The organism is Symbiobacterium sp., from assembly GCF_040797425.1.
Classification (GTDB): Bacteria; Bacillota; Sulfobacillia; order Symbiobacteriales; family Symbiobacteriaceae; genus Symbiobacterium.
The window spans coordinates 1-20023 of the sequence record NZ_JBFNEH010000020.1; the positions used below are offsets into that span (position 1 = coordinate 1).

The following is a 20023-nucleotide window of genomic DNA, read 5'->3' on the forward strand; positions in this document are numbered from 1 at the left end:
GTGGCGGGCGTGCTGGCCGGCCAGCGGGTGCAGCAGATCTCGGACCCCGACGCCATCGCCGACTGGAATTTCGACCGGGTGCTGGCCACCCCCGGCTATACCGCCTACATCAAAATCGCCGAGGGCTGCGACTGCGCCTGCGCCTTCTGCTCCATCCCGCTCATGCGGGGGCGCCACCGGTCGCGGCCCATGGAGTCCATCGTGGACGAGGCCCGGCGGCTGGGCCAGATGGGCGTGCGGGAGCTGGTGGTAATCTCGCAGGACACCACCTATTACGGCATGGATCTGTACCGGAAGCCCATGCTGGCTACGCTGCTCAGGGAACTGGCGCAGGTCGACGGCATCCGGTGGATCCGCATCCATTACTCGTACCCCACCCGCATCACGGACGAGCTGATCGACGTGATCGCCACCGAGCCCAAGGTGCTCCACTACCTCGACCTGCCGCTGCAGCACGGTTCCAACCGGGTGCTGCGCATCATGAACCGGCCCGCGGACGCGGAAGGGTACCTGCGCCTGGTGCGCAAGCTGCGGGAGCGGGTGCCCGACATCTGCCTGCGCTCCACCTTCATCGCCGGCCACCCCGGGGAGACCGAGGAAGACTTCGAGATGCTCCTCGACTTCCTGCGGGCCTGCGAGTTCGACCACGTGGGGGTCTTCGCCTACTCCCAGGAGGAAGATACCAAGTCGGGGAAGATGGAGCAGATCCCGGAGGAGGTGCGGGCTGCCCGGCGGGATCAGGCGATGGCCGTACAGCAGGAGATCGCCCGGAAGCGGAACCAACTGCAGGTGGGCCGGGAGCTGGAGGTGCTGGTGGAGGGCCGCTCGCCCAAAGGGCGCGGCTGGTACGTGGGCCGCTGCTACCGCCAGTCGCCGGGCATCGACGGCGTGGTGCTCCTCCAGGCGCCGGCGCACGCGCAGCTCAGGCCGGGCGACATGGTGCAGGTGCGCATCACCGGCGTGCAGGATTACGACCTGCTGGGCCGGACCACCGAACCGCTCACCGTGGACGGGGTGGCCCTGGAGGAGGACCTCTCGCTTCCCGTTTTCACCCCGACGCGCCACCAGTAAGGCGCAGAAAGGCCCGGCACGCCGCCTGCGTGTCGGGCCGTCGTGATCTGTGAAAGGAGCCGGGACCCATGAAGAGCATTGCCGCACGTATCCTCGATCAGCTGGGGGTTTCTTACGAACTCCGGGAGTACGAGTGGAGCGAGGAGGAGCTGGACGCGGTCTCCGTCGCCCGCAAGATCGGCCTGCCGCCGGAGCAGGTGTTCAAGACCCTGGTGGTGCGGGGCGACAGGACCGGGGTCATGGTCGCGTCCATCCCCGGCAACGCCGAGCTGGACCTGAAGAAGCTGGCAGCCATAAGCGGGAACAAGAAGGTCGAGATGGTCCACGTGCGGGAGATCCAGGGGCTTACGGGCTACGTTCGGGGCGGCGTCTCGCCCCTGGGAATGAAGAAGCACTACCCGTACTATCTGGACGAGACGGCCGAGATCATCGACCGGCTGGCCGTGAGCGCCGGCCAGCGGGGGCTCCAGCTGGTGCTCAGCGGCCCGGACCTGATCCGGGCGACGGGGGCAAAGCTGGCCGCCCTGACCCGTTAACCGGAGTGCCAACAGGGAAGAGGCCACGGCGGCACCGCCGTGGCCTCGCTGTATCCCATGGGCCAGCCGACCCGATGGCGCCCGGGCACGGCCTTGGCGCCGGGGCCATCAGGCGCGCCAGCGCACCTCCCGGCCGGCCTCGTCCACGTAGTCGATATCCGCCGTGCGGGCCTGCAGGTCGACCGTCAGCCGGCAGCGCCGGTCGCCCCTGGTCCACTCGAGCCGAACCTGGTGGGGCGGACCGTCCAGCACCCGAAACTCGCCGCCGAAGGCCGGGTACGCGTTGCGGAAGCGGATCAGCCGGAAGAGCCGCTGCACCACGTTCCGCTGCAGGGCCTGTTCCACCTCGGCCATCGTGTAGTTGTGCCGGTTGGCCGCCCGGTAGTCGCCGGTGGCCCGGTAGGCCTCCTCGTCGTTCTCCCCGGCCAGCAGGCCCACGTAGTAGACCTGCGGGACCCCGGGGGCGAAGAGCTGGATGGCCCGGGCGGCGATGTACGCGTCGTCGTCCCGGCCCAGCACCTCGTAGTACGTGCCGCCGATCTGGTGCACGTCGAGGCCGCCCTCGCCCTTGTGCTGCTCACCCAGGATGCGGCTTACCCGGGAGCCCCGGGCGATGCAGGTGTCCACCACCCGCCTGGCCTCCGCCACGTCGATCCACCCCTCCAGGTCCGGCAGCACGGGGATGCCGTCGTGGCAGTCCAGCATCGTGAACTGATGCCGCGGGCAGACCCGGAGGTAACCCGCCAGCCGCTCCCCGGAGCCGGTGTGCAGGGCCGAGAGCACCGTGAAGGGCAGGACGAAATCGTAGACCCAGAAGCCCCGCTCCTCCAGCTTCTTCTGCAGCGGGAGGGGCGCGTGCACCTCGGGGAGGAGCGCGATGCCCAGGGAGTCGGCCAGGCCCTTGATCTCGCCCAGCACCTCCCAGATCTCGGGCTCCACGAAGAAGCAGGAGGTGCCCGGCTTCTTCACCACGTAGCCCACGGCGTCCAGCCGCACGATCTTCACGCCGTTTTCCGCAAACCGGCCGAACCACTCCCGCAGCAGCTGCCATGTGAGCGGGGAGCGCAGGTCGAGGTCGATCTGCTCCGACGGGTCCTCGCGCCCGAACGTGGTCCAGACCGAGATCTGCTCACCCGTAGCCGCAATTGTGAAGGTGGAGTACGGCCGGGGCCGCCGGAGAAACATCCGGTCGATGTCCTCCTGCCGCGGCTGCCCGTCGGGCCAGACCTTGTCCAGGGTGAGGAACAGGTCGGCCCACCGCGAGGCGCGGCCGTGGCGCAGGAAGTCCTGGAAGTAAGGCGAGCGCTGGGAGATGTGGTTGATCATGACGTCTACGAGGATGTCGTGGTGCCGGCCGATGGCCCGGATGTCGTCCCAGGTGCCGAAGGCCGGCTCAATCTCGCTGTAGGTGAGCGGGGCGAACCCCCGGTCGCCCGAGGAGGGGAAGGGCGGCAGGATGTGCACCCCGCCCCCGAAAAGGCCGGCGAAGTGGGTCTGGAGCAGCTGGTTCAGCGCCTTCAGGTTGCCGCCCAGTGAGTCCGGATAGGTGATCAGTTGCACTTGGTTTCTGACGGGCATCGTGAGCCTCTTCCTTTCCAGTTGCTACACGTGAGATTTAGTATAGCGGATATTTCGGGGGTGAGGAGCCCCGGCGAATGGGAGAGGAGTGCCAGGGCCCGGCGGCGAAACTCTCGCGCAGAGGCGCCCAGGCCAGGCCTGGGCGGTGGAACCGCGCTGAAAGGAGTGGCTGCGATGAACAGCGCTTGGACGTACCTGGAGCGGCTCACCCGGTATCCGCACCGCGCCGTGGGCAGCCGGGAGGAGGCCGCCGCGGCGGAGGAGGCGGCCGGGTGGCTGCGCGACATGGGCTACGACGTGGAAGTGCAGCGGTTCCGGGCCCCGCGCGACACGCTCTACATCGGCCCCGCCGTGATCATGGCCGGCTACCTGGGGGCGGCGGCCATCGCGTACTGGTGGCAGCCGTGGGTGGGGCTGGTCTTCGCCCTGCTGCTCCTGATTCCCCTGGCAGGCGAGATGTCCGGCAAGGGGCTCGACCTCGACGCCTACACGCCGAGGGTGAACTCCCAGAATGTGATCGCCCGGGCCCCGGAGGGGGAGGGCCAGCGGCTGACGGTGGTCGTGTCGGGACACCTCGACACCCAGCACGCCACCTGGCTCTTCCATCCGCGGTTCGCGCGACACGTGCAGACCTACCTTAACGTGGCCTACGGCTCGCTGGGCGTGATGCTGGTGGGGCTCCTGCTGCAGGCCCTGCTGCCCGGGGCGCGCCTGACGGCGGTCCTGCTGGCCGTGGGTGCCGTCCTGCTGGCGCTGCACATCGCCTTCCTGCTCGCCTGTGCCTTCAGCGGCGGCTACATCAACGGGGCCAACGACAACACCACCGGGGCCGCCCTCACCCTCGCCCTGGCGGAGTACTTCGCCGCTCACCCGCTGCCCGGGGTGCGCTTCCACTTCGTGCTCACCGGGGCCGAGGAGGTGGGCACCCGGGGCATGAAGGCCTTCCTGCGCCAGTACCGGTATGATCCGTCGACCACGTACTTCATCAACCTCGACAACCTGGGCGGGGGCACCCTGACCTATCTGGAAGGCGAGGGCATGACCCTCTACCACCGCTTCGGTGCCGACCTGGTCGACCTGGCCCGCCGGATGGCGGAGGAGCACGCGGGCAAGGTGAAGGCGAAGCCCAACCTGCTCCTGCCCACCGACGCCATGATCCCCGCTGCCCAGGGCTACCAGGCGATCAGCTTCCTGGCGTTCCTGCCCGACGGGTCGCTGCCCAACTACCACTGGTACAGCGACACTATCGAGCACGTGGACAAGGATCTCGTGAGCTTCACCGAGGAGTTCCTGAAGGAGTATATCCGGAGACTTGCCGCCCAGCGGGGCGCCGCCTGATTCCCGGTGGCGGCGCCCGCTATACCATCAGGCCCTGCGCCATCTCTTTCAGGAGGATCGCACGCTCGTCCCGGGCGGCCGGGGCGCCGATGTTGAACCGGTCGAGCAGCGTACGGACCTCCTCCAGGCTGTCGAGCCGGCCGATCAGCACCTGCACCAGCAGGCTGAGGCAGCTGCCCCGGGACATGGGCAGGCCGCGGCGGCGGTCGTCGCGGTAGATCTTGTGTGCCAGGGACCGCACCAGCTCCTGCGACGCCTCCAGGGCGGTGGCCAGGTCCTTGATGTTTTTCACACCCAGGTACGTGAGCTCCTCGACCCGGGCTTCCAGCACCGCCTTGGTCGGCCCCATGAGCGGCCGGCCGCGCATTTCGGAGATCTCCTCGTCCAGCTTCTGGACGACGGGGCTGTTCCGGATGAACGTCTCGAGCGAGATGGTGTCGAGCGCCACGGCCTCCGGGTTGCGCTGGAGTTGGGCGACCACCCGGGTGGAGTAGAGCGTCAGCTCGTCCCGGAGGAGCATGAACTGGTCGTCGGCCAGTTCGAGAAGGCCGGCCAGCATGGAGAAGCGGCGGCGCAGGCTGTTGGGGATGCCGCCGGCCACCTTGTACCCCAGGTCGTGCTCGATCTCGGCCCAGGCGTGTTGCAGGATGGAGCGCACCTGAATCTCGCAGCGCAGACCGGCGAACCGGGCGTACTCGGGCCGCTCCAGCATCGCCTTGGGCAGGGAACAGACCCGGTGGACCGACGCGTACCCGAACCAGTGCGGGTCGTAGGGCCGCTTGTCCTCGGAGTGGTCCGGGTCCACGTCCAGGTGCCGGTCGATGATGCGCACCACGCGGTCCACGTCGTCCGCGAAGTTGGTGACCACCCGCAGGCCCAGCAGGTCGGTGACATCGGTGAGGCTCTCATAATCCTTTCCGGGCCGGGTCAGCTTCTCGGCCAGCGCGTCCACATCCTTGACGCGGTACGTGATGGAGTTGATGGGGATGTTGCGGTTGCTCAAGAGCTCGGTCAGCACCTGCAGCATGCACTCCCCGAACGACCGGTAGAGGTCTTGCTGCGACCGAAAGGCTTCCACCCACTCGCGCTGCTTGCCGTTCATGGACTGCATACCTCCTCTGCGCCACCGAGATCGGGCCCTGATCAATAGCTTCAACAATGTTGCTGAAACTCCTGCGCGCAAAAAAAGGGGCGGTCCGACGCGGACCGCCAGGAGAGAAACACACAGAGGGGGTTCAACACACCTCTACCATACCGCATGAGTGTTACAATCTCGTAACAGAATCGTGACGAGAGTATTTTGCCCGCGCCGCCCCCGGGGACGTGTGCGCCGCACAGTCGCCGCACTGGGAGACTGGGCAGCATCCACCAGCAGCCCAGGCACGGAACTGCGTACGGGCACAGAAAGTACCGGTCGCTGCGCCATCGCCGTCATGCTACACTGTTTATGTTCGATGATAACTTTCGCGTTAAAGAAGAGAACGGCCACGAAGCGCGTCTTCGTGGCTGCGCTTTCTGCGTGGCGCATCAGGGGGGACGCGGCGTGAATCTGCGGCAGTTGCGCTGGCCGGTGGTGCTGGCGGCCCTGGCGGTGACTCTGGGCGGGCTGTTCGGTGGCAGCCAGCTGGTGAAGAGCCGCACAGTGGACCAGCCCCTGGCCGCTGCGCTCGCAAGCGTGGACGGGCTCGACTCGTACCAGGTGGAGCGGGTGGGCGACATTCAGGAGATCCGGATTGCCCCCGGCCCCGGGGCCAGTCTCAGGGCGACCTACACGGCGGTGGACCGGCAGGCCCGCCAGATCCTGGCCGGTGCTCCGTACACGATTGCCGTGGCGGACCGGCGCGGGGCCGCCCTCGCAGCGGTGGCCACCCGGCTGGACCTCTACGTGCAGGAAGGCGTGGCGACGGGCGCGTTTGTGGCCATGGCCGACCGCATCGCCGCGGAGGTGGAGGCCCTCGGCGCCGAGGCCGACGTGGCTGTGGACGGCGAGCGCGTCTACGTAACCGTGCGCAAGGGCGACGAGTATCTGTACAGCGTGGTCGACCGCCCCGGCTGGCCCGTGGCAGTTCCGGTGACGGGGGGTGCCGGTCAGTGAAGAGCTTTCCCGGATGGGAGATCGCACTGGGCGTTTCGGTGGCGCTGCTGATCTTTCTGGGTGTGAGCGGGTATAACGTGCTGCCCGTGTTCTTCCTGGGCGCCATGGTCCTGGCCCTGTACCAGACCGGGGCGCTGCGGGGGGCCTCGACCACGAAGGTGGCGGCCTCGGGCGCCGTCTCGGTGCCCGACGTTCGGTTCGACGACATCGGCGGGCAGGCCGCGGCGAAGAAGGAACTCATGGAGGCCATCGAGTTCATCACCCGGCGGGACCAGATCGCCCGCATGGGCATCCGGCCTCTCAAGGGGATCCTGCTCACCGGACCGCCCGGCACGGGCAAGACCCTCCTGGCCAAGGCGGCAGCCCACCACACGGACTCCGTCTTCCTGGCCGCCAGTGGCTCGAGCTTCGTGGAGATGTACGCCGGCGTCGGCGCCCAGCGGGTGCGCGACCTCTTCCGCCGGGCCCGGGAGACCGCCCGGAAGGAGCGGAAGAACTCGGCCATCATCTTCATCGACGAGGTGGAGGTGCTGGGCGCCCGGCGCGGCTCGCACACCAGCCACATGGAGTACGACCAGACCCTGAACGAGCTCCTCACCCAGATGGACGGCATCGCCGTAGATGAGGAGGTCCAGGTGCTGGTGATGGCCGCCACCAACCGGGTGGACATGATGGATCCGGCCCTGCTGCGGCCCGGGCGTTTCGACCGCACCGTCAGCGTGGACCTGCCCGACAAGGAGGCGCGCCTCGCCATCCTGCAGCTGCACACCCGGCAGAAGCCCCTCGCCGACGACGTCGACCTGGAGGCGATCGCCCGGCAGACCTTCGGCTTCTCCGGGGCCCACCTGGAGTCGCTGGCCAATGAGGCGGCCATCCTGGCCCTGCGGGAGGGCCTCGGGCAGGTCCACCAGCGCCACTTCGTGGAGGCCGTGGACAAGGTGATGCTGGGCGAGAAGCTCGACCGCAAGCCCACGCCGGAGGAGAAGCGACGGGTGGCCGTCCACGAGGCCGGTCACGCCCTCGTCGGCGAGTGGGTGGAGGCCGGCTCGGTGGCCACGGTCACCATTACCCCGCGCGGCCAGGCGCTGGGCTATGTGCGCACCCACCCTGCGGACGACCGGTACCTCCACACCCGGACGGCGCTCGAGGGGCGCATCCGCGTGGCCCTGGCAGGCTTCCTCGCGGAGGAACTCGTCTTCGGTGAGGCCTCCACCGGGGCCGCCAACGACTTCGACCAGGCGGTGCGGCTGGCCCGGCACATCGTCCACGCCGGCCTGAGCCAGCTGGGCATCGTGGATCCGGAAACCCTCAACCGGGATTTGGAGGGCGCCGTCGTGCAGCAGATCATCGCCGACCAGCGGGAGATGGTCGCCTGGTTCCTGGCCGAGCGGCGCCCGGTGCTGGAGCAGGTGGCCGAAATCCTGGTAGACGCCGAGGTCGCGGATGGCGACCAGATCCGGCGGCTGCTGGCGGACGCCCCGCCCCTGCCGCCGGTCCAGGGACCGGCCGTGCCCGTGGAAGCGTAGCAGAGCGACAAAGGAAGCGGCACCCGCGGGTGCCGCTTCTGCGCGCTCTGGCGTTCTAGTGGACCACGGGGGGTTGCCACGACGACGGCTCCTGCGCCCCGCCCGCGTCGGGGGGCTGCCATTGGGGTACCTTGTCCGACTGCGGACCGGAGGCGCCCTGGCCCCACGGGCCGGGCTGGCCCGCCGGACCGGCGCCGGGCTGCGGACGGGGCTCGCCGTGTTCCGGTGGGCCAGCCCCGGGTCCCGTCTGCGGCTGGCCGCCTCCGTGTGGCCCGGCCTCCGCCCGGGGAGGCCGGTCGGCGCGCCTCTGTGGCCGGGCCCCCGACTCCGGTGGGCGCGCTCCGCCGCGTGCAGACTGGGGGGCCCCCTGATCGGATAGCTCCCGCAGGCCGGCTTCGGCCTTCGCCTCCCGCAGCACCGCCTCCATCTGCCGCTGGATGCGCTGGGTTTCCTCCAGCACCGCCTTGAGCTGTTTCAGGTTGGCCTCCAGTTCTTTGGCCAGCTCCTGCTTCGCCTCGTGCAGGGCCGTCAGCATCTGCGCCGCCAGATCACCGTACGGGTTGGGCGGCGCGTCGGCGGGCGGTTCCTGGCGTCTGGCTCCGCCCTGCTGCCCGCCAGGCCCGGCCCATGCCCCGTCGCCCCTCGGCGGACCCGCGGGCGGCTGCTGGCGCCGACCGCCTTCCGGCGGGCCTTCCGGTCGCTGCCGCCCCTCGCCCCCTGGCGGGCCCGCGGCGGCGCCTTGCTCGCTGCCTTCCGGCGGACCCCCAGACAGCCGCTCCCTGCCGCCGTCCCGGGGATCTTCCGGTTGCTGCCGGACCGTCCTGCGCACGGGCCGCTGCCTCTGCTCTCGCTGCACGTCACCGCCTCCTCACTGCGCTCTGCGTGGAACCGGCGCTCAGGCGCCCATTTCCCGCTGCTGCCGCTGCTGCCTCTGGCGCACCCAGGAAGCCACCAATAGGATGCCTGGTACGCCCAGCCCGAGGCTGACCGACAGGGGGGTCCACGTCTCAGTGGAGAAAAGGAATAGCCACGACAGGCTTGGAATCAGGGTCGTCACAACAAAGGCGATCAGCCCCAGCGCCGGGTAGAGCGTGGACTCATTCTTCAGGCCAAGGGCGAACCCGGCACCGTCGGCCGCCAGCCAGAAGTGCGTGGATGTCTTCACCACCATGCCCACCAGCCAGATCGAGAACATGAACACGTCCAGCCGCTCCACGAACTCGCCGATGGTGACCTGCTGGACCAGCGAGTAGACGGGGAAGGTAAACTCGGCGACGAGCTGATGCCCGAAGACCGTGATGGCCAGCGCGGTGAAGGTCATCAGCATGACGGCCGCAAAGGCGGCGCCCAGCACGAGCGCCCGCCCGACCTTTTCCCGCCGGTCCACCAGCACCGCCAGGCCCAGGAACGACCAGCACTCGGCGAACCAGCCGATGGAGGACCAGCTGGCCATGACCAGCTGCAGCGGGTGCCGGTCGAAGAAGGGGAGGAGCCGCAGAGGGTGGATCAGGCCGGTCAGGGTGCCGACGGAGAGCACGACGACCACCAGTGTCGCGACCACGCAGAAGAAGGAGAGGCGCGCCATGACCTCCACCCCCGAGTAGGCCCCGTACACCGCCACGAGGATGAAGGGCACGGCCACCGCCCACGTCGGCGTGGCCGGAAGGATGGCCACCGGTGTGACCTCCACCACGTCCCGCACGCAGAGCGCCGCGATCAGAAGGTTGAACACCCCGGTCAGCAGGCCGAGCAGGCGCCCGAGGAAGGGTCCCAGCAGGTGGCATGCCAGGTCTGCGAACCCCCGCTGCGGGTGCTGGCGTACCACCAAGGCGAGCAGCAGCGAGACCGGCAGGGCGGACACGGCGAAAGCCAGCAGAGGGGCCAGCCAGCCGCCGCTGTGCCCGTACCGGGCCAGGGTTGCGGGTAGCACCAGCACCGCTGCGGTGAAGTGCAGCGTGTAGACCAGGCACAGGAGCTGCTGGTGGCTGATCCGGGCGATACCGCCCGTGGATCCAGCCGCTCGGAATCGCTGTGACACGCGCACCTCCTCCTTCGTTGCGCTGCCGCTATCCCTCCGGCCCGGACTTGGCCCGCAGCGGGTCGCTCATCAGGCCGGTGGTGTCCAGCCGGAGGTCAACAGTGAGATGGACCGGGCTCTCCCGCCACGTCTTCCCCCAGTTCTTCCCGCCCACCTGCCGCCACACGCCGGGGTACAGCGCCCGGATGCGCTCGCCGAAGAAGAGCGGGTCGACCTCGGCCTCCTGGAGCTTGCGGATGACCTGCATGACCAGATCTTGCAGCTCTTGCTCGGCCCGGGCCACCAACTCTGCCTGCACCTGCTGATCGGTGAGCGGGCGCGGGCACTGCATCTCAGAGACCCGAAGACGCCCCTGGAGGATCAGGTCAAAATGCGGCCGGTTGCCCTTTACGGCCGTGCGCGTCCGCACCGACGCCCGCGTGATGCGAAACGAGATGTCCTGAGCGCCGGGCTCCTCGCCGCACGGCACGGTGATCACGCCCTCCCGGCCGTGGCCTCGCAGCCACTTGATCGCCCGCACCTCCTGCGCATCCAGGTACAGCACGACCCGGTCCTCTCGCATGATGGCGGCCCCGCCCAGCTTCGCGACGTACCGCTGCCCGATCGGACCGGCGTCGGGGGTATCGACCAGCTCCACGATGGGGAGCATCGCGGCCCGGTATTCGGTCGCCCGGGCAGAGAAGAACTCCCACAGCCGCATCTCCAGGCCGATGCGCGCCTGCGCGATCTCCGTCAGGGCCTTGCTCTCCAGGGCCTCCATCAGCGGGTGAGCTTCCAGGAGCTCCCGCACCGATCGGCCGCGTATCATCATGATCATCCCCTGCAGTCGGAACTCTGGTGCGCGCAGGATGAAGTCCAGGCTGTCGCCGATGCCGTGCTCCGCCAGACGCTCTCCGACCACCACCCACAGGGCGTGGGTCAGGTTGATGCGCCGGGGCAGGCGCAACTCCACAGCCCGCAGGATGCCGGCGAAGCTGCGGCCGCGCTCGGTGACCACGATCTTCACGGGCTGTCGCTCCCCGCCCTGCTGGCCCCCGCCGGCCCCGGCCGCACCGGACCCCGCCGCACCCGGACCGGCCACGCCGAGGGTGACCTCGTAAACGGCGGGCTCGACCAGGTCGATGCCCACCGAGACCACCAGGGCGAGATCGTTGAGCTCGCGGCGGCTCCAGCAGCCCGTCAGCAGCGGCAGGAGGAGCAGGAGGGCGACGGCCCGCCTCATGCGGAACTCCCCCCGCCCTGACGTGGCGGCCGGGGCTTTTTCTTCCGCTGCGCGCGGCGGGTGTCGGTCTGCTCGATGCTGGCCGGGCGCCTGACCAGGGCCCACGTGGGCATGCGGACGAGTGTGTCATCGAAGTCCGAGGGCAGGAAAGGCCCGAAGGGGGCCATGTAGGGGACGCCGAAGGAGCGCAGGCTGAGCAGGTGGATGAGGAGGGCGGCGCCGCCCAGGGTGAGGCCGTAGGCGCCCAAGGTGCCCGCCAGCAGGAGCATGGGGAACCGCAGCACCCGGAGGGCGAGCGACGTGGTGACGTCGGGCAGCATCAGCGACGCCAGGCCCGTGACCGCCACGGTGATGATCATGGGAGCCGACACGATGCCAGCCTGGATGGCCGACTCGCCCAGGATGAGCGCACCCACGATCGACACCGACTGCCCCAGCTGGGTCGGCATCCGCACACCGGCCTCCCGGATGATCTCGAAGCCCAGTTCCATGATCAGCGCCTCCAGCACGGCCGGGAAGGGCACTCCCTCCCGTGATGCCATGATCGAGAACAAGAGGTTGGTGGGGATCATCTCGCGGTGAAAGGTGGTCATGGCCACGTAGAGGGAGGGGCCGAAGAGGGCGACCAGGGCGAACAGGAGCCGCACGATGCGGATCAGGAAAGCCGCCGGGAAGCGCTCGTAGTGGTCCTCGGCGGATTGCACGAGGTCCACGAAGGAGCCGGGGACGACCAGGGCATACGGGCTGCCGTCCACGATGATGGCGCAGCGGCCCTCCAACAGGCACCCGACCACCACGTCCGGCCGCTCGGTGGAACGGATGAGCGGGAAGAGCGTCCACGGGGTATCCTCGATGAACTCCGCCACCTGGCCGCTGTCCAGAATTCCGTCGATCCGGATGCGCCTGAGGCGGTGCAGCACCTCGTCCACCAGCGACTGCTTGCACACCGTGGCGATGTGCGCGACGACCACCCGGGTGTGAGTGATCTCCCCGACCGTGAGCATGGTCATCCTGAGACGCGGGTCCCGGATGCGCCGCCGGATCAGGGTGGTGTTCACCTGGAGCGACTCCACGAAGCCCTCCCGCGGCCCCCGGATGATCCGCTCACTCTTGGACTCCTCCACGGCCCGGTGCGGCCCGCCCGTGACGTTGATGGCGATGGCCCGGTCCGAGCCGGCGATGAAGAGCAGCGTCCGCCCCTCGGCGATCCACTGCACCGCCTGGTCGAGGTTCCGGGTCTCGTTCGTCTCGGGGGAGGTGGCCAGACGGAGCCGGACGTACGTGGCCACGTTGGTCCACGACTCCGGACCCTGCCCCTGGGGCGGAGGGGCGATGAGCACCTTCAGGTTCCGCTCCAGAAGCTTCTCGTCCACCAGGCTGTTCAGGAAGACCGCCACGGCCATCGGGCCGCCGCCCAGCTGCAAGTCCCGGTAGATCAGGTCCTCGGCCTGGCCAAAGTAGAGGCCGATCAACGCCCGCACCTGGTCCAGGGAGGAGGGCACGGGCAGGTCAGCCTGCCGTCGCAGCAGTTCCAGGAGCTTGGTGCGGGCGTGCGCGGAGCTGGCCGCCCGGAAAGCCAGGCGGGCTTCGCCGTGAAGCCCCAGTGCGCTCAGGTAGGCCGTGAGCTGCCGGGACTGCTCGATTTCCCGCCGTTGCCGCAGGGTGCAAGGGGCGCCACCGCGTGCTGAGGCACGATACCGCAACCTTCACCACCCCCGGTACCGCTTCGGTTAGTATGCGCCCTCCGCGGCGGGTCATGCTGCGGCGCAGGACTGGGGCAGGCAACCGGCGAACCTTCGAGCGGAAGGGGATGGTGTTTCCGTGAACGCTGAACTGGTTTTCGTGGGCACCGAACTGTTGCTCGGTGAGATCCTGAACACCAACGCCCAGTACCTGAGCCAGCAACTGGCTCAACTGGGCGTGGACGTGCACCACCAGGTGGTGGTGGGCGACAACGCCGAGCGGCTGCGGGCCGTGCTGCAGCAGGCCCTCGGGCGGGCGGACGTGGTGATCGCCTGCGGGGGTCTCGGCCCCACCGACGATGACCTCACCCGCGAGGTGGCCGCGGCGGTGACGGGGCGCCCGTTGCAGCTCGACCAGGGGCTGCTGCGGGATCTCGAGGCCTGGTTCGCCGTCCGCGGCCGGCGGATGACCGAGAACAACCGGCGGCAGTGCATGGTGCCGGCCGGGGCGACGGTGCTGCCCAACGACCGGGGCACCGCTCCGGGGCTGATCATCCCGGCGGAGGGCGGCAAGGCCGTCGTGCTCCTGCCGGGGCCGCCCGGGGAACTGCAGCCCATGTTCGCCCACCATGTGGTTCCCTATCTCACCGCGCGGAACGGGGGTCGGCCGCTGCGACTGGTCACCCGGACTCTCCGGTTCGTGGGCATCGGCGAGTCGGCCCTGGCCGACAGGCTGAAGGACCTGCTGGCCGGCCAGAGCGACCCGACCCTCGCCACCTACTCCAAGACCGGCGAGGTCCACCTGCGTCTCGCCACGCGGGCGGCCGGGCAGGAGGAGGGGCTCGCCCGAATCGCCCCGGTGGAGGCGGAGATCCGGGCGCGGCTGGGCCGCTACCTCTACGGCGTGGACGACGAGGACCTGGCGGCGGTGGTGGGCCGGCTGCTCACCGAGCGGGGACTCACGGTGGCCACCGCGGAGTCGTGCACGGGCGGGCTTGTGGCCAAGCGCATCACCGACGTGGCCGGCTCCTCGGCATACTTCCGGATGGCCTTCGTCACCTACGCCGCCGAGGCCAAGGTGCAGTTCCTCGGGGTGCCTGAGGCCCTTATCGCCGCCCACGGGGTGGTGAGCGAGCCGGTGGCCCGTGCGATGGCGCAGGGAGCGCTGGAGCGGGCGGGCGTCGACGTGGCGGTGGCCACCACCGGCGTGGCCGGGCCCGGGGGCGGCACGCCGGAGACGCCCGTGGGCACCGTCTGCTTCGGCCTGGCGGCGCGGGGCGCCGGGGCGCTTTCCCCCGGGGTCTGGGCGGAGACCGTGCGGCTGTACGGCGACCGGGAGGAGGTGCGGGAGCGGGCGGCGGTGCACGCCCTCGCCCTGGTGCGGCGGTATCTGCTGGGGCTGGTGCCGTAGACCGCGCGGCGGGCGCCGGGGGACGGCGCCCGCCTGTCTCGCCCCTGCGACAGGGGGGTTCAACTCTTTGTTAATCTCGTTTACGGAGCGTCTTGACACACCACCCACGATACGGCAAGATAGAATCGGAAGCCGCTGGTAAAGCGGCTCTCCGTTAGGCCACTTCGTTAAGCAGCTTTACGTAAGCTGGAGGTGAACGCTGTGCCGGTCGGGCCGGAACTCATCCGGGCGATCAACAAGCAGCGGGTATTGCGTCTGGTCCGCTCGGCCGGCTCCATCTCGCGGGCAGACCTGGCCGAACAGACCGGGCTGACCCGCCCGACCGTTTCAGCGGTGGTGGCCGAACTGCTGGCGGAGGGCTGGGTGGAGGAGATCGGCACCGGCGAGTCTTCCGGCGGCCGCCCTCCAATTCTCCTGCGCTTCAACCCCAGGGCCCGATGGGTGATCGGCGCCGAACTCGGCGCCGGCCACGTGCGGGCCGTGCTGGCTGACCTGAACGGCACGGTGGTCCAGCGCTGGAAGCAGCGGGTCGAGTCGGCTGACCCGCTGGTCGAGATCGGCCGGGTTCAGCGGGCGGTGGAGGACCTGCTCGCCTGCGTGCCGAAGAGCGCACGCCATGTCCCGGTGGCGGGGGTCGGCGTGGGGATCACGGGCGTGGTGGACGCAGAGAAGGGCATCTGGCGCTACTCGCCCCACTACGACGTGCACGACCTGCCGGTGGCCCAGATCCTGGAAGAGCGGCTCCTGCTGCCTGTCCGGATCGAGAACGACGCCCGGGCAATGGCGTGGGGCGAGCGCTCTTTCGGCGCCGCCAGGGGCGTGGATAACCTGGCGTTCATCCGGGTCGGCGTGAGCCTCGGGGCCGGCATCATCATCGACGGGCACCTGTACGGTGGCGCCCACCAGGGTGCGGGCGAGATCGGCCACACGATCGTGGTGGAGCGCGGCCCCCGCTGCCGGTGCGGCAGCGACGGTTGCCTCGAGACGATGGGCAGCGCCCTGGCCATCGCCCGCCGGGCGGCCGAGCGCATGGCGGCCGGCGAGAAGACGTTGATCCGCGATCTGTGCGGCGGCGATCCGTCGCGCATCATCGCCACCACCGTGATCGAGGCGGCCAACGCGGGCGACCGGGTGGCGCTGGAGATACTATCCGAGGCCGGCTACTACCTGGGGCTCGGCATCGGCTCCATGATCAACCTGCTCAACCCGATGATGGTGATCGTGGGCGGCGGCACGAGCCGCGCCGGCGACCACCTGATGGAGCCGCTGCGCAAGGCCGCTCTCGGGCGGGCGTTGCCCACCCTGCGGGAACGGGTGCAGATCATCCGGACCTCCCTGGGTGAGGACGCGGGGCCCCTGGGCGGGGCCGCACTGGTCATCGAAGAGCTTTTCCGCTCCCCCAACTTGAAATAGCAACCACAGGTACACGCAGAAGAAGGAGGAGTCGCCATGACGGTCCGCATTGGTATCAACGGCTTCGGCTCGATTGGTCGGCGTGTGCTCCGCATTGCTCTGCAGCGGCCGGACGTGGAGGTCGTCGCCATCAACGACCTCACGCCGCCGGAGACCTCGGCGCACCTGCTGAAGTATGACTCGAACTTCGGCATCCTGGACGCGGACGTCTCCGCCACCGAGAACTCGATCATCGTGAACGGCAAGGAGATCCGGGTCTACGCCCAGAAGGATCCTGCCCAGATCCCCTGGAAGGACCACGGCGTTGACATCGTGATGGAGTGCACGGGCCGCTTCCGCGACAAGGAGCAGGCGCAGGTGCACATCACCCACGGCGGCGCCAAGAAGGTGATCATCTCGGCCCCGGCCAAGAACGAGGACATCACCATCGTCATGGGCGTCAACCAGGACAAGTACGACCCGGCCAAGCACCACGTCATCTCCAACGCCTCCTGCACCACCAACTGTCTCGCTCCCGTGGTGAAGGTGCTGCACGACAAGTTCGGCGTGGTCAAGGGCATGATGAACACGGTCCACTCCTACACCAACGACCAGGTCATCCTCGACTTCCCGCACAAGGACCTGCGCCGGGCCCGCGCCGCTGCGCTCTCCATCATCCCCACCAGCACCGGCGCCGCCAAGGCCGTCGCCCTGGTCATCCCCGAGCTGAAGGGCAAGCTCACCGGCTTCGCGCTGCGTGTGCCCACCCCGACCGTCTCCGTGGTGGACTTCACCGCCGAACTGGCTACCTCCACCACGGCGGAGGAGGTCAATGCGGCGCTGAAGGCGGCCGCCGAGGGGCCGATGAAGGGCATCCTGGCCTTCGAGGAGAAGCCGCTGGTCTCGGTTGACTTCAAGGGCAACCCGCACTCCTCCATCGTCGACGCCCCGTCGACCATGGTGCTGGAGGGCAACCTGGTGAAGGTCCTCGCCTGGTACGACAACGAGTGGGGTTACTCCAACCGCATGGTCGACCTGGCGGCCTACATCGCGGCCAAGGGCCTGTAGCCTGCACGATGCCGCCCCCCATCGCCCCGGTGGGGGGCGGAATCTAGTTTGAGGAGGGTCGCCGATGCGCATCGCCCTGATTGCACACGATAATCGCAAGCAGGCCATGCTGAAGTACGTGGCGGAGAACCGGTCCGCCTTCGAGGGGCACGAACTCTTCGCGACGGGCACCACGGGCAAGTTGGTCAAGGAGCACACCGGCCTGCCGGTCCACTGCTTCCTCTCGGGCCCTCTGGGCGGCGACCAGCAGATCGGCTCGCTGGTGGCCACGGGCCAGCTGGACATGGTCATCTTCCTGCGGGACCCGCTGACGGCCATGCCCCACGAACCTGACGTGCAGGGCCTCCTGCGCCTGTGTGACGTGCGCGATATCCCGGTGGCCACCAACCTGGGCTCCGCCCGTATGTTCGCCGACGATCTGATCCGCCTCAAGAACACGAAGTGAGTGGAGGGAACCGCTGTGCCGCTCGTATCCTTGCGTGAGGTCTGCGCTGCCGCCGAGAAGGGCCGCTACGCCGTGGGGGCCTTTGGCGTGCAGAACCTGGAGACCATCCAGGGCGTCATCGAGGCTGCCATCGAGGAGCGCTCCCCGGCCATCCTGCTCGTCTCGGAGGGCGCCATCAAGTACGGGGGACTCCGGCCCCTGGCCGAGATCATCGAGGCCCTGGCGGAGCAGGCGCCCGTGCCCATCGTAGCCCACCTGGACCACGGGCCGTCCTTCGAGGTGGCCACGCAGTGCATCATGGCCGGCTTCAAGTCGGTGATGGTCGACGCCTCCCACTACGACTACGATAAGAACGTGGCCATCACCCGGCAGGTGGTCGCCATGGCCCACGCCGTGGGCGCCACGGTGGAGGGCGAGATCGGCCGAATCGGCGGTGTGGAGGAGAACATTGTAGTCAGCGAGGCCGAGGCTGCCATGACGGAACCCGAGGAGGCGGCCCGCTTCGTTCAGGACACCGGCGTCGACGCGGTGGCGGTGGCCATCGGCAACGCCCATGGCCTCTACAAGGGCGAGCCGAAGCTCGACATCCCGCGCATGGGGCGCATCTACGAGGCCGTGAAGCGCGTGGCGCCAGACTGCTTCCTGGTGCTGCACGGCGGCTCCGGCACCCCCGACCACATGATCAAGGATGCCATCGCGGCCGGGGTCTCCAAGATCAACATCGGCACCGAACTGAAGCTGGCCTTCGTCGAGGGCATCCGCGAGACCCTGGAGAAGAAGCCGGGGGTCGACGATCCGCGCCACCTGGTGGGTCCGGCCCGCCAGAAGGTCAAGGAAGTGACGAAGGCCAAGATGCGCCTGTTCGGCTCCTCGGGGCGCGTGTAGGCGCAGCAGGCCGGCGTCGCGAAGAGAGACCCGGGAATTGTGAGCAAGCGCACATGGCTCTTCACGGCTGGGAAAGAGTGCGCTAGAATATATAGAACATGGGTGAAGGGGCCCGGAATTGAGGAGAGATGAGATGGCTGAGACCAAGTTGACGTTCCGAGACCTGGAACTTTCGGACAAGGTGCTCAAGGCACTGGACGACATGGGCTTCGAGGAGCCCTCGCCCATTCAGGAGCAGGCAATCCCATCGCTGCTCCAGGGCAAGGACGTGATCGGCCAGGCGCAGACAGGCACGGGCAAGACGGCGGCCTTCGGCGTGCCGATCGTTGAGCGCATCGATCCCAGGCTGCGGGCGGTGCAGGCGCTCGTGCTCACGCCCACCCGCGAGCTGGCGATTCAGGTGGCCGAGGAGATTACCAAAATCGGCAAATACGCGCGCGTGAAGACGATCGCCATCTACGGGGGCCAGTCCATCGAGCGGCAGATCCGATCGCTCCGGTTCGGGGTCGACGTGGTCATCGGCACTCCGGGCCGCATCCTGGACCACCTGGGCCGCGGCACGCTGGACCTCTCCCAGGTGCGCATCGTGGTGCTGGACGAGGCCGACGAGATGCTCGACATGGGCTTCATCGAGGACATCGAGAAGATCCTGCAGTCGACGCCCACAGAGCGCCAGACCCTGCTCTTCTCGGCCACGATGCCGCCCGAAATCCGCCAGCTCGCCATGCGCTACATGCGCGACCCCATCACGATCTCGGTGACGCCGCAGCAGCTCACCGTGCCGCAGATTGACCAGTACTTCTACGAGGTGCGGCCCTCGTTCAAGACCGAGGCGCTCACCCGCATCCTCGACATCGAGAACGTCGAGCGCGGCATCTGCTTCTGCCGCACGAAGAAGGGCGTCGACGAGCTGGTGGAGGCGCTGCAGGCCCGCGGCTATCAGGCCGAGGGCATCCACGGCGACATGAACCAGGCCCAGCGCAACCGCGTGATGAGCCGGTTCCGGGAGGGGAACATCGAGCTGCTGGTCGCCACCGACGTGGCGGCCCGCGGCCTGGATATCCCCGACGTCACCCACGTGTTCAACTACGACATTCCCCAGGACCCCGAGAGCTACGTCCACCGCATCGGCCGCACGGGCCGGGCGGGGCGTACCGGCACCGCCATCACGCTGGTGACGCCCCGCGAGTTTCCCCAGCTGCGCCTGATCGAGCGGGTGATCAAGACCCGTCTGCAGCGCCGGCCGGTGCCGTCGCTCAGCGACGTGGCCGAGAAGCAGCGGGAGCAGCTCCGGGAGCGACTGATCAAGGTGGTGGAGGAGAACCAGCTCGGTCCGTACAAGGAGATGGCCGAGGAACTGCTCTCCGAGTACGATCCCACCGACCTGGTGGCGGCGGCGCTGAAGCTGGTCTCCGGCGAGAGCAAGCCCGCCCAGCCGCCGCAGGTGGACTTCGGCGACACCGGGGCCGAGGCCGGGATGGTGCGCTTCTTCCTCAACGTGGGTCGGGCCCAGATGATCCAGCCGGCCGACATCGTGCGCACCATCGCGACGGAGGCCAACATCCCGGGCTCGATTATCGGCCTCATCAACATCTACGACCGGTTCACCTTCGTCGAGGTGCCGAAGGAGGTGGCCCCGCAGGTGATGCAGGCCATGCAGGGCGCTACCATCCGCGGGTACCAGGTGAACATCGAGCCCGCCAAGCCGCGGTAAAGAGATACACACAGAGGGGGGT

General features: G+C 68.8%; 17 protein-coding genes. 11 read left to right on the forward strand and 6 right to left on the reverse strand.

Features of this window, described 5'->3' with window-relative positions; genetic code table 11:
* Positions 1–1071, forward strand: a 1071-nt coding sequence (gene rimO, locus AB2385_RS08000; RefSeq protein WP_367654434.1) for a 30S ribosomal protein S12 methylthiotransferase RimO, incomplete at its 5' end; no start/stop codon positions are given.
* Between the two features lie 68 nt (positions 1072–1139).
* Positions 1140–1607: a Cys-tRNA(Pro) deacylase gene (ybaK, locus tag AB2385_RS08005; RefSeq protein WP_367654435.1), complete on the forward strand. Its 468-nt coding sequence runs from the start codon at positions 1140–1142 to the stop codon at positions 1605–1607.
* Positions 1608–1715: 108 nt separating this feature from the next.
* Here the strand turns inward: ybaK and gtfA are convergent, their stop codons facing one another.
* Positions 1716–3185 (reverse strand): sucrose phosphorylase, encoded by a 1470-nt coding sequence (gene gtfA, locus AB2385_RS08010; RefSeq protein WP_367654436.1) that lies wholly within the window; start codon positions 3183–3185, stop codon positions 1716–1718.
* 174 nt (positions 3186–3359) lie between these two features.
* Here gtfA and AB2385_RS08015 point away from each other — a divergent pair, with 174 nt between their 5' ends.
* Positions 3360–4523 carry a M28 family peptidase gene (locus AB2385_RS08015; protein ID WP_367654437.1) on the forward strand — a complete coding sequence of 388 codons (1164 nt, stop codon included), beginning with the start codon at positions 3360–3362 and terminating at the stop codon, positions 4521–4523.
* Positions 4524–4542: 19 nt separating this feature from the next.
* Here AB2385_RS08015 and AB2385_RS08020 read toward each other — a convergent pair whose 3' ends face one another.
* A complete protein-coding gene (locus AB2385_RS08020; RefSeq protein WP_367654438.1) occupies positions 4543–5625 on the reverse strand; it encodes a GTP pyrophosphokinase family protein in 1083 nt (360 codons plus the stop codon).
* Between the two features lie 441 nt (positions 5626–6066).
* On the opposite strand from AB2385_RS08020, the gene AB2385_RS08025 reads away from it, so the two are divergent.
* Positions 6067–6618 carry a hypothetical protein gene (locus tag AB2385_RS08025; RefSeq protein WP_367654439.1) on the forward strand — a complete coding sequence of 184 codons (552 nt, stop codon included), beginning with the start codon at positions 6067–6069 and terminating at the stop codon, positions 6616–6618.
* 104 nt (positions 6619–6722) lie between these two features.
* Positions 6723–8144 (forward strand): AAA family ATPase, encoded by a 1422-nt coding sequence (locus AB2385_RS08030; RefSeq protein ID WP_367654484.1) that lies wholly within the window; start codon positions 6723–6725, stop codon positions 8142–8144.
* 55 nt (positions 8145–8199) lie between these two features.
* On the opposite strand, the gene AB2385_RS08035 is transcribed toward AB2385_RS08030, so the two are convergent.
* Genes AB2385_RS08035 through AB2385_RS08050 form a run of 4 tightly spaced genes read right to left on the reverse strand, consistent with a single transcriptional unit; the run spans position 8200 to position 13107 of the window.
* The gene (locus AB2385_RS08035; RefSeq protein ID WP_367654440.1) at positions 8200–9000 is read right to left on the reverse strand and encodes a hypothetical protein; all 801 of its coding nucleotides are present in this window, start codon (positions 8998–9000) and stop codon (positions 8200–8202) included.
* 39 nt (positions 9001–9039) lie between these two features.
* Positions 9040–10182, reverse strand: a complete 1143-nt coding sequence (locus AB2385_RS08040) for an endospore germination permease (RefSeq protein WP_367654441.1) — start codon at positions 10180–10182, stop codon at positions 9040–9042.
* Between the two features lie 28 nt (positions 10183–10210).
* Entirely contained in the window at positions 10211–11404 is a 1194-nt protein-coding gene (locus tag AB2385_RS08045; RefSeq protein WP_367654442.1) for a Ger(x)C family spore germination protein, read from the reverse strand.
* The gene (locus tag AB2385_RS08050) at positions 11401–13107 is read right to left on the reverse strand and encodes a spore germination protein (RefSeq protein ID WP_367654443.1); all 1707 of its coding nucleotides are present in this window, start codon (positions 13105–13107) and stop codon (positions 11401–11403) included. Before AB2385_RS08050 ends, AB2385_RS08045 begins: the two co-directional genes overlap by 4 nt.
* Before the next feature lie 118 nt (positions 13108–13225).
* Here AB2385_RS08050 and AB2385_RS08055 point away from each other — a divergent pair, with 118 nt between their 5' ends.
* The 6 genes from AB2385_RS08055 (at position 13226) to AB2385_RS08080 (ending at position 20001) form a co-directional block, all read left to right on the forward strand.
* The gene (locus AB2385_RS08055; protein WP_367654444.1) at positions 13226–14497 is read left to right on the forward strand and encodes a competence/damage-inducible protein A; all 1272 of its coding nucleotides are present in this window, start codon (positions 13226–13228) and stop codon (positions 14495–14497) included.
* A 201-nt stretch (positions 14498–14698) separates the two neighbouring features.
* Positions 14699–15910 carry an ROK family protein gene (locus AB2385_RS08060; protein WP_367654445.1) on the forward strand — a complete coding sequence of 404 codons (1212 nt, stop codon included), beginning with the start codon at positions 14699–14701 and terminating at the stop codon, positions 15908–15910.
* A gap of 36 nt (positions 15911–15946) precedes the next feature.
* On the forward strand, positions 15947–16957 hold the full coding sequence (gap, locus tag AB2385_RS08065; RefSeq protein ID WP_367654446.1) for a type I glyceraldehyde-3-phosphate dehydrogenase: 1011 nt from the start codon (positions 15947–15949) through the stop codon (positions 16955–16957).
* 64 nt (positions 16958–17021) lie between these two features.
* Complete coding sequence (locus tag AB2385_RS08070; protein WP_367654447.1) at positions 17022–17402, forward strand: methylglyoxal synthase; 381 nt, start codon at positions 17022–17024, stop codon at positions 17400–17402.
* Between the two features lie 15 nt (positions 17403–17417).
* Positions 17418–18287 (forward strand): ketose-bisphosphate aldolase, encoded by an 870-nt coding sequence (locus AB2385_RS08075; RefSeq protein ID WP_367654448.1) that lies wholly within the window; start codon positions 17418–17420, stop codon positions 18285–18287.
* 133 nt (positions 18288–18420) lie between these two features.
* Positions 18421–20001, forward strand: a complete 1581-nt coding sequence (locus tag AB2385_RS08080) for a DEAD/DEAH box helicase (RefSeq protein ID WP_367654449.1) — start codon at positions 18421–18423, stop codon at positions 19999–20001.
* Positions 20002–20023 lie beyond the last annotated feature (22 nt).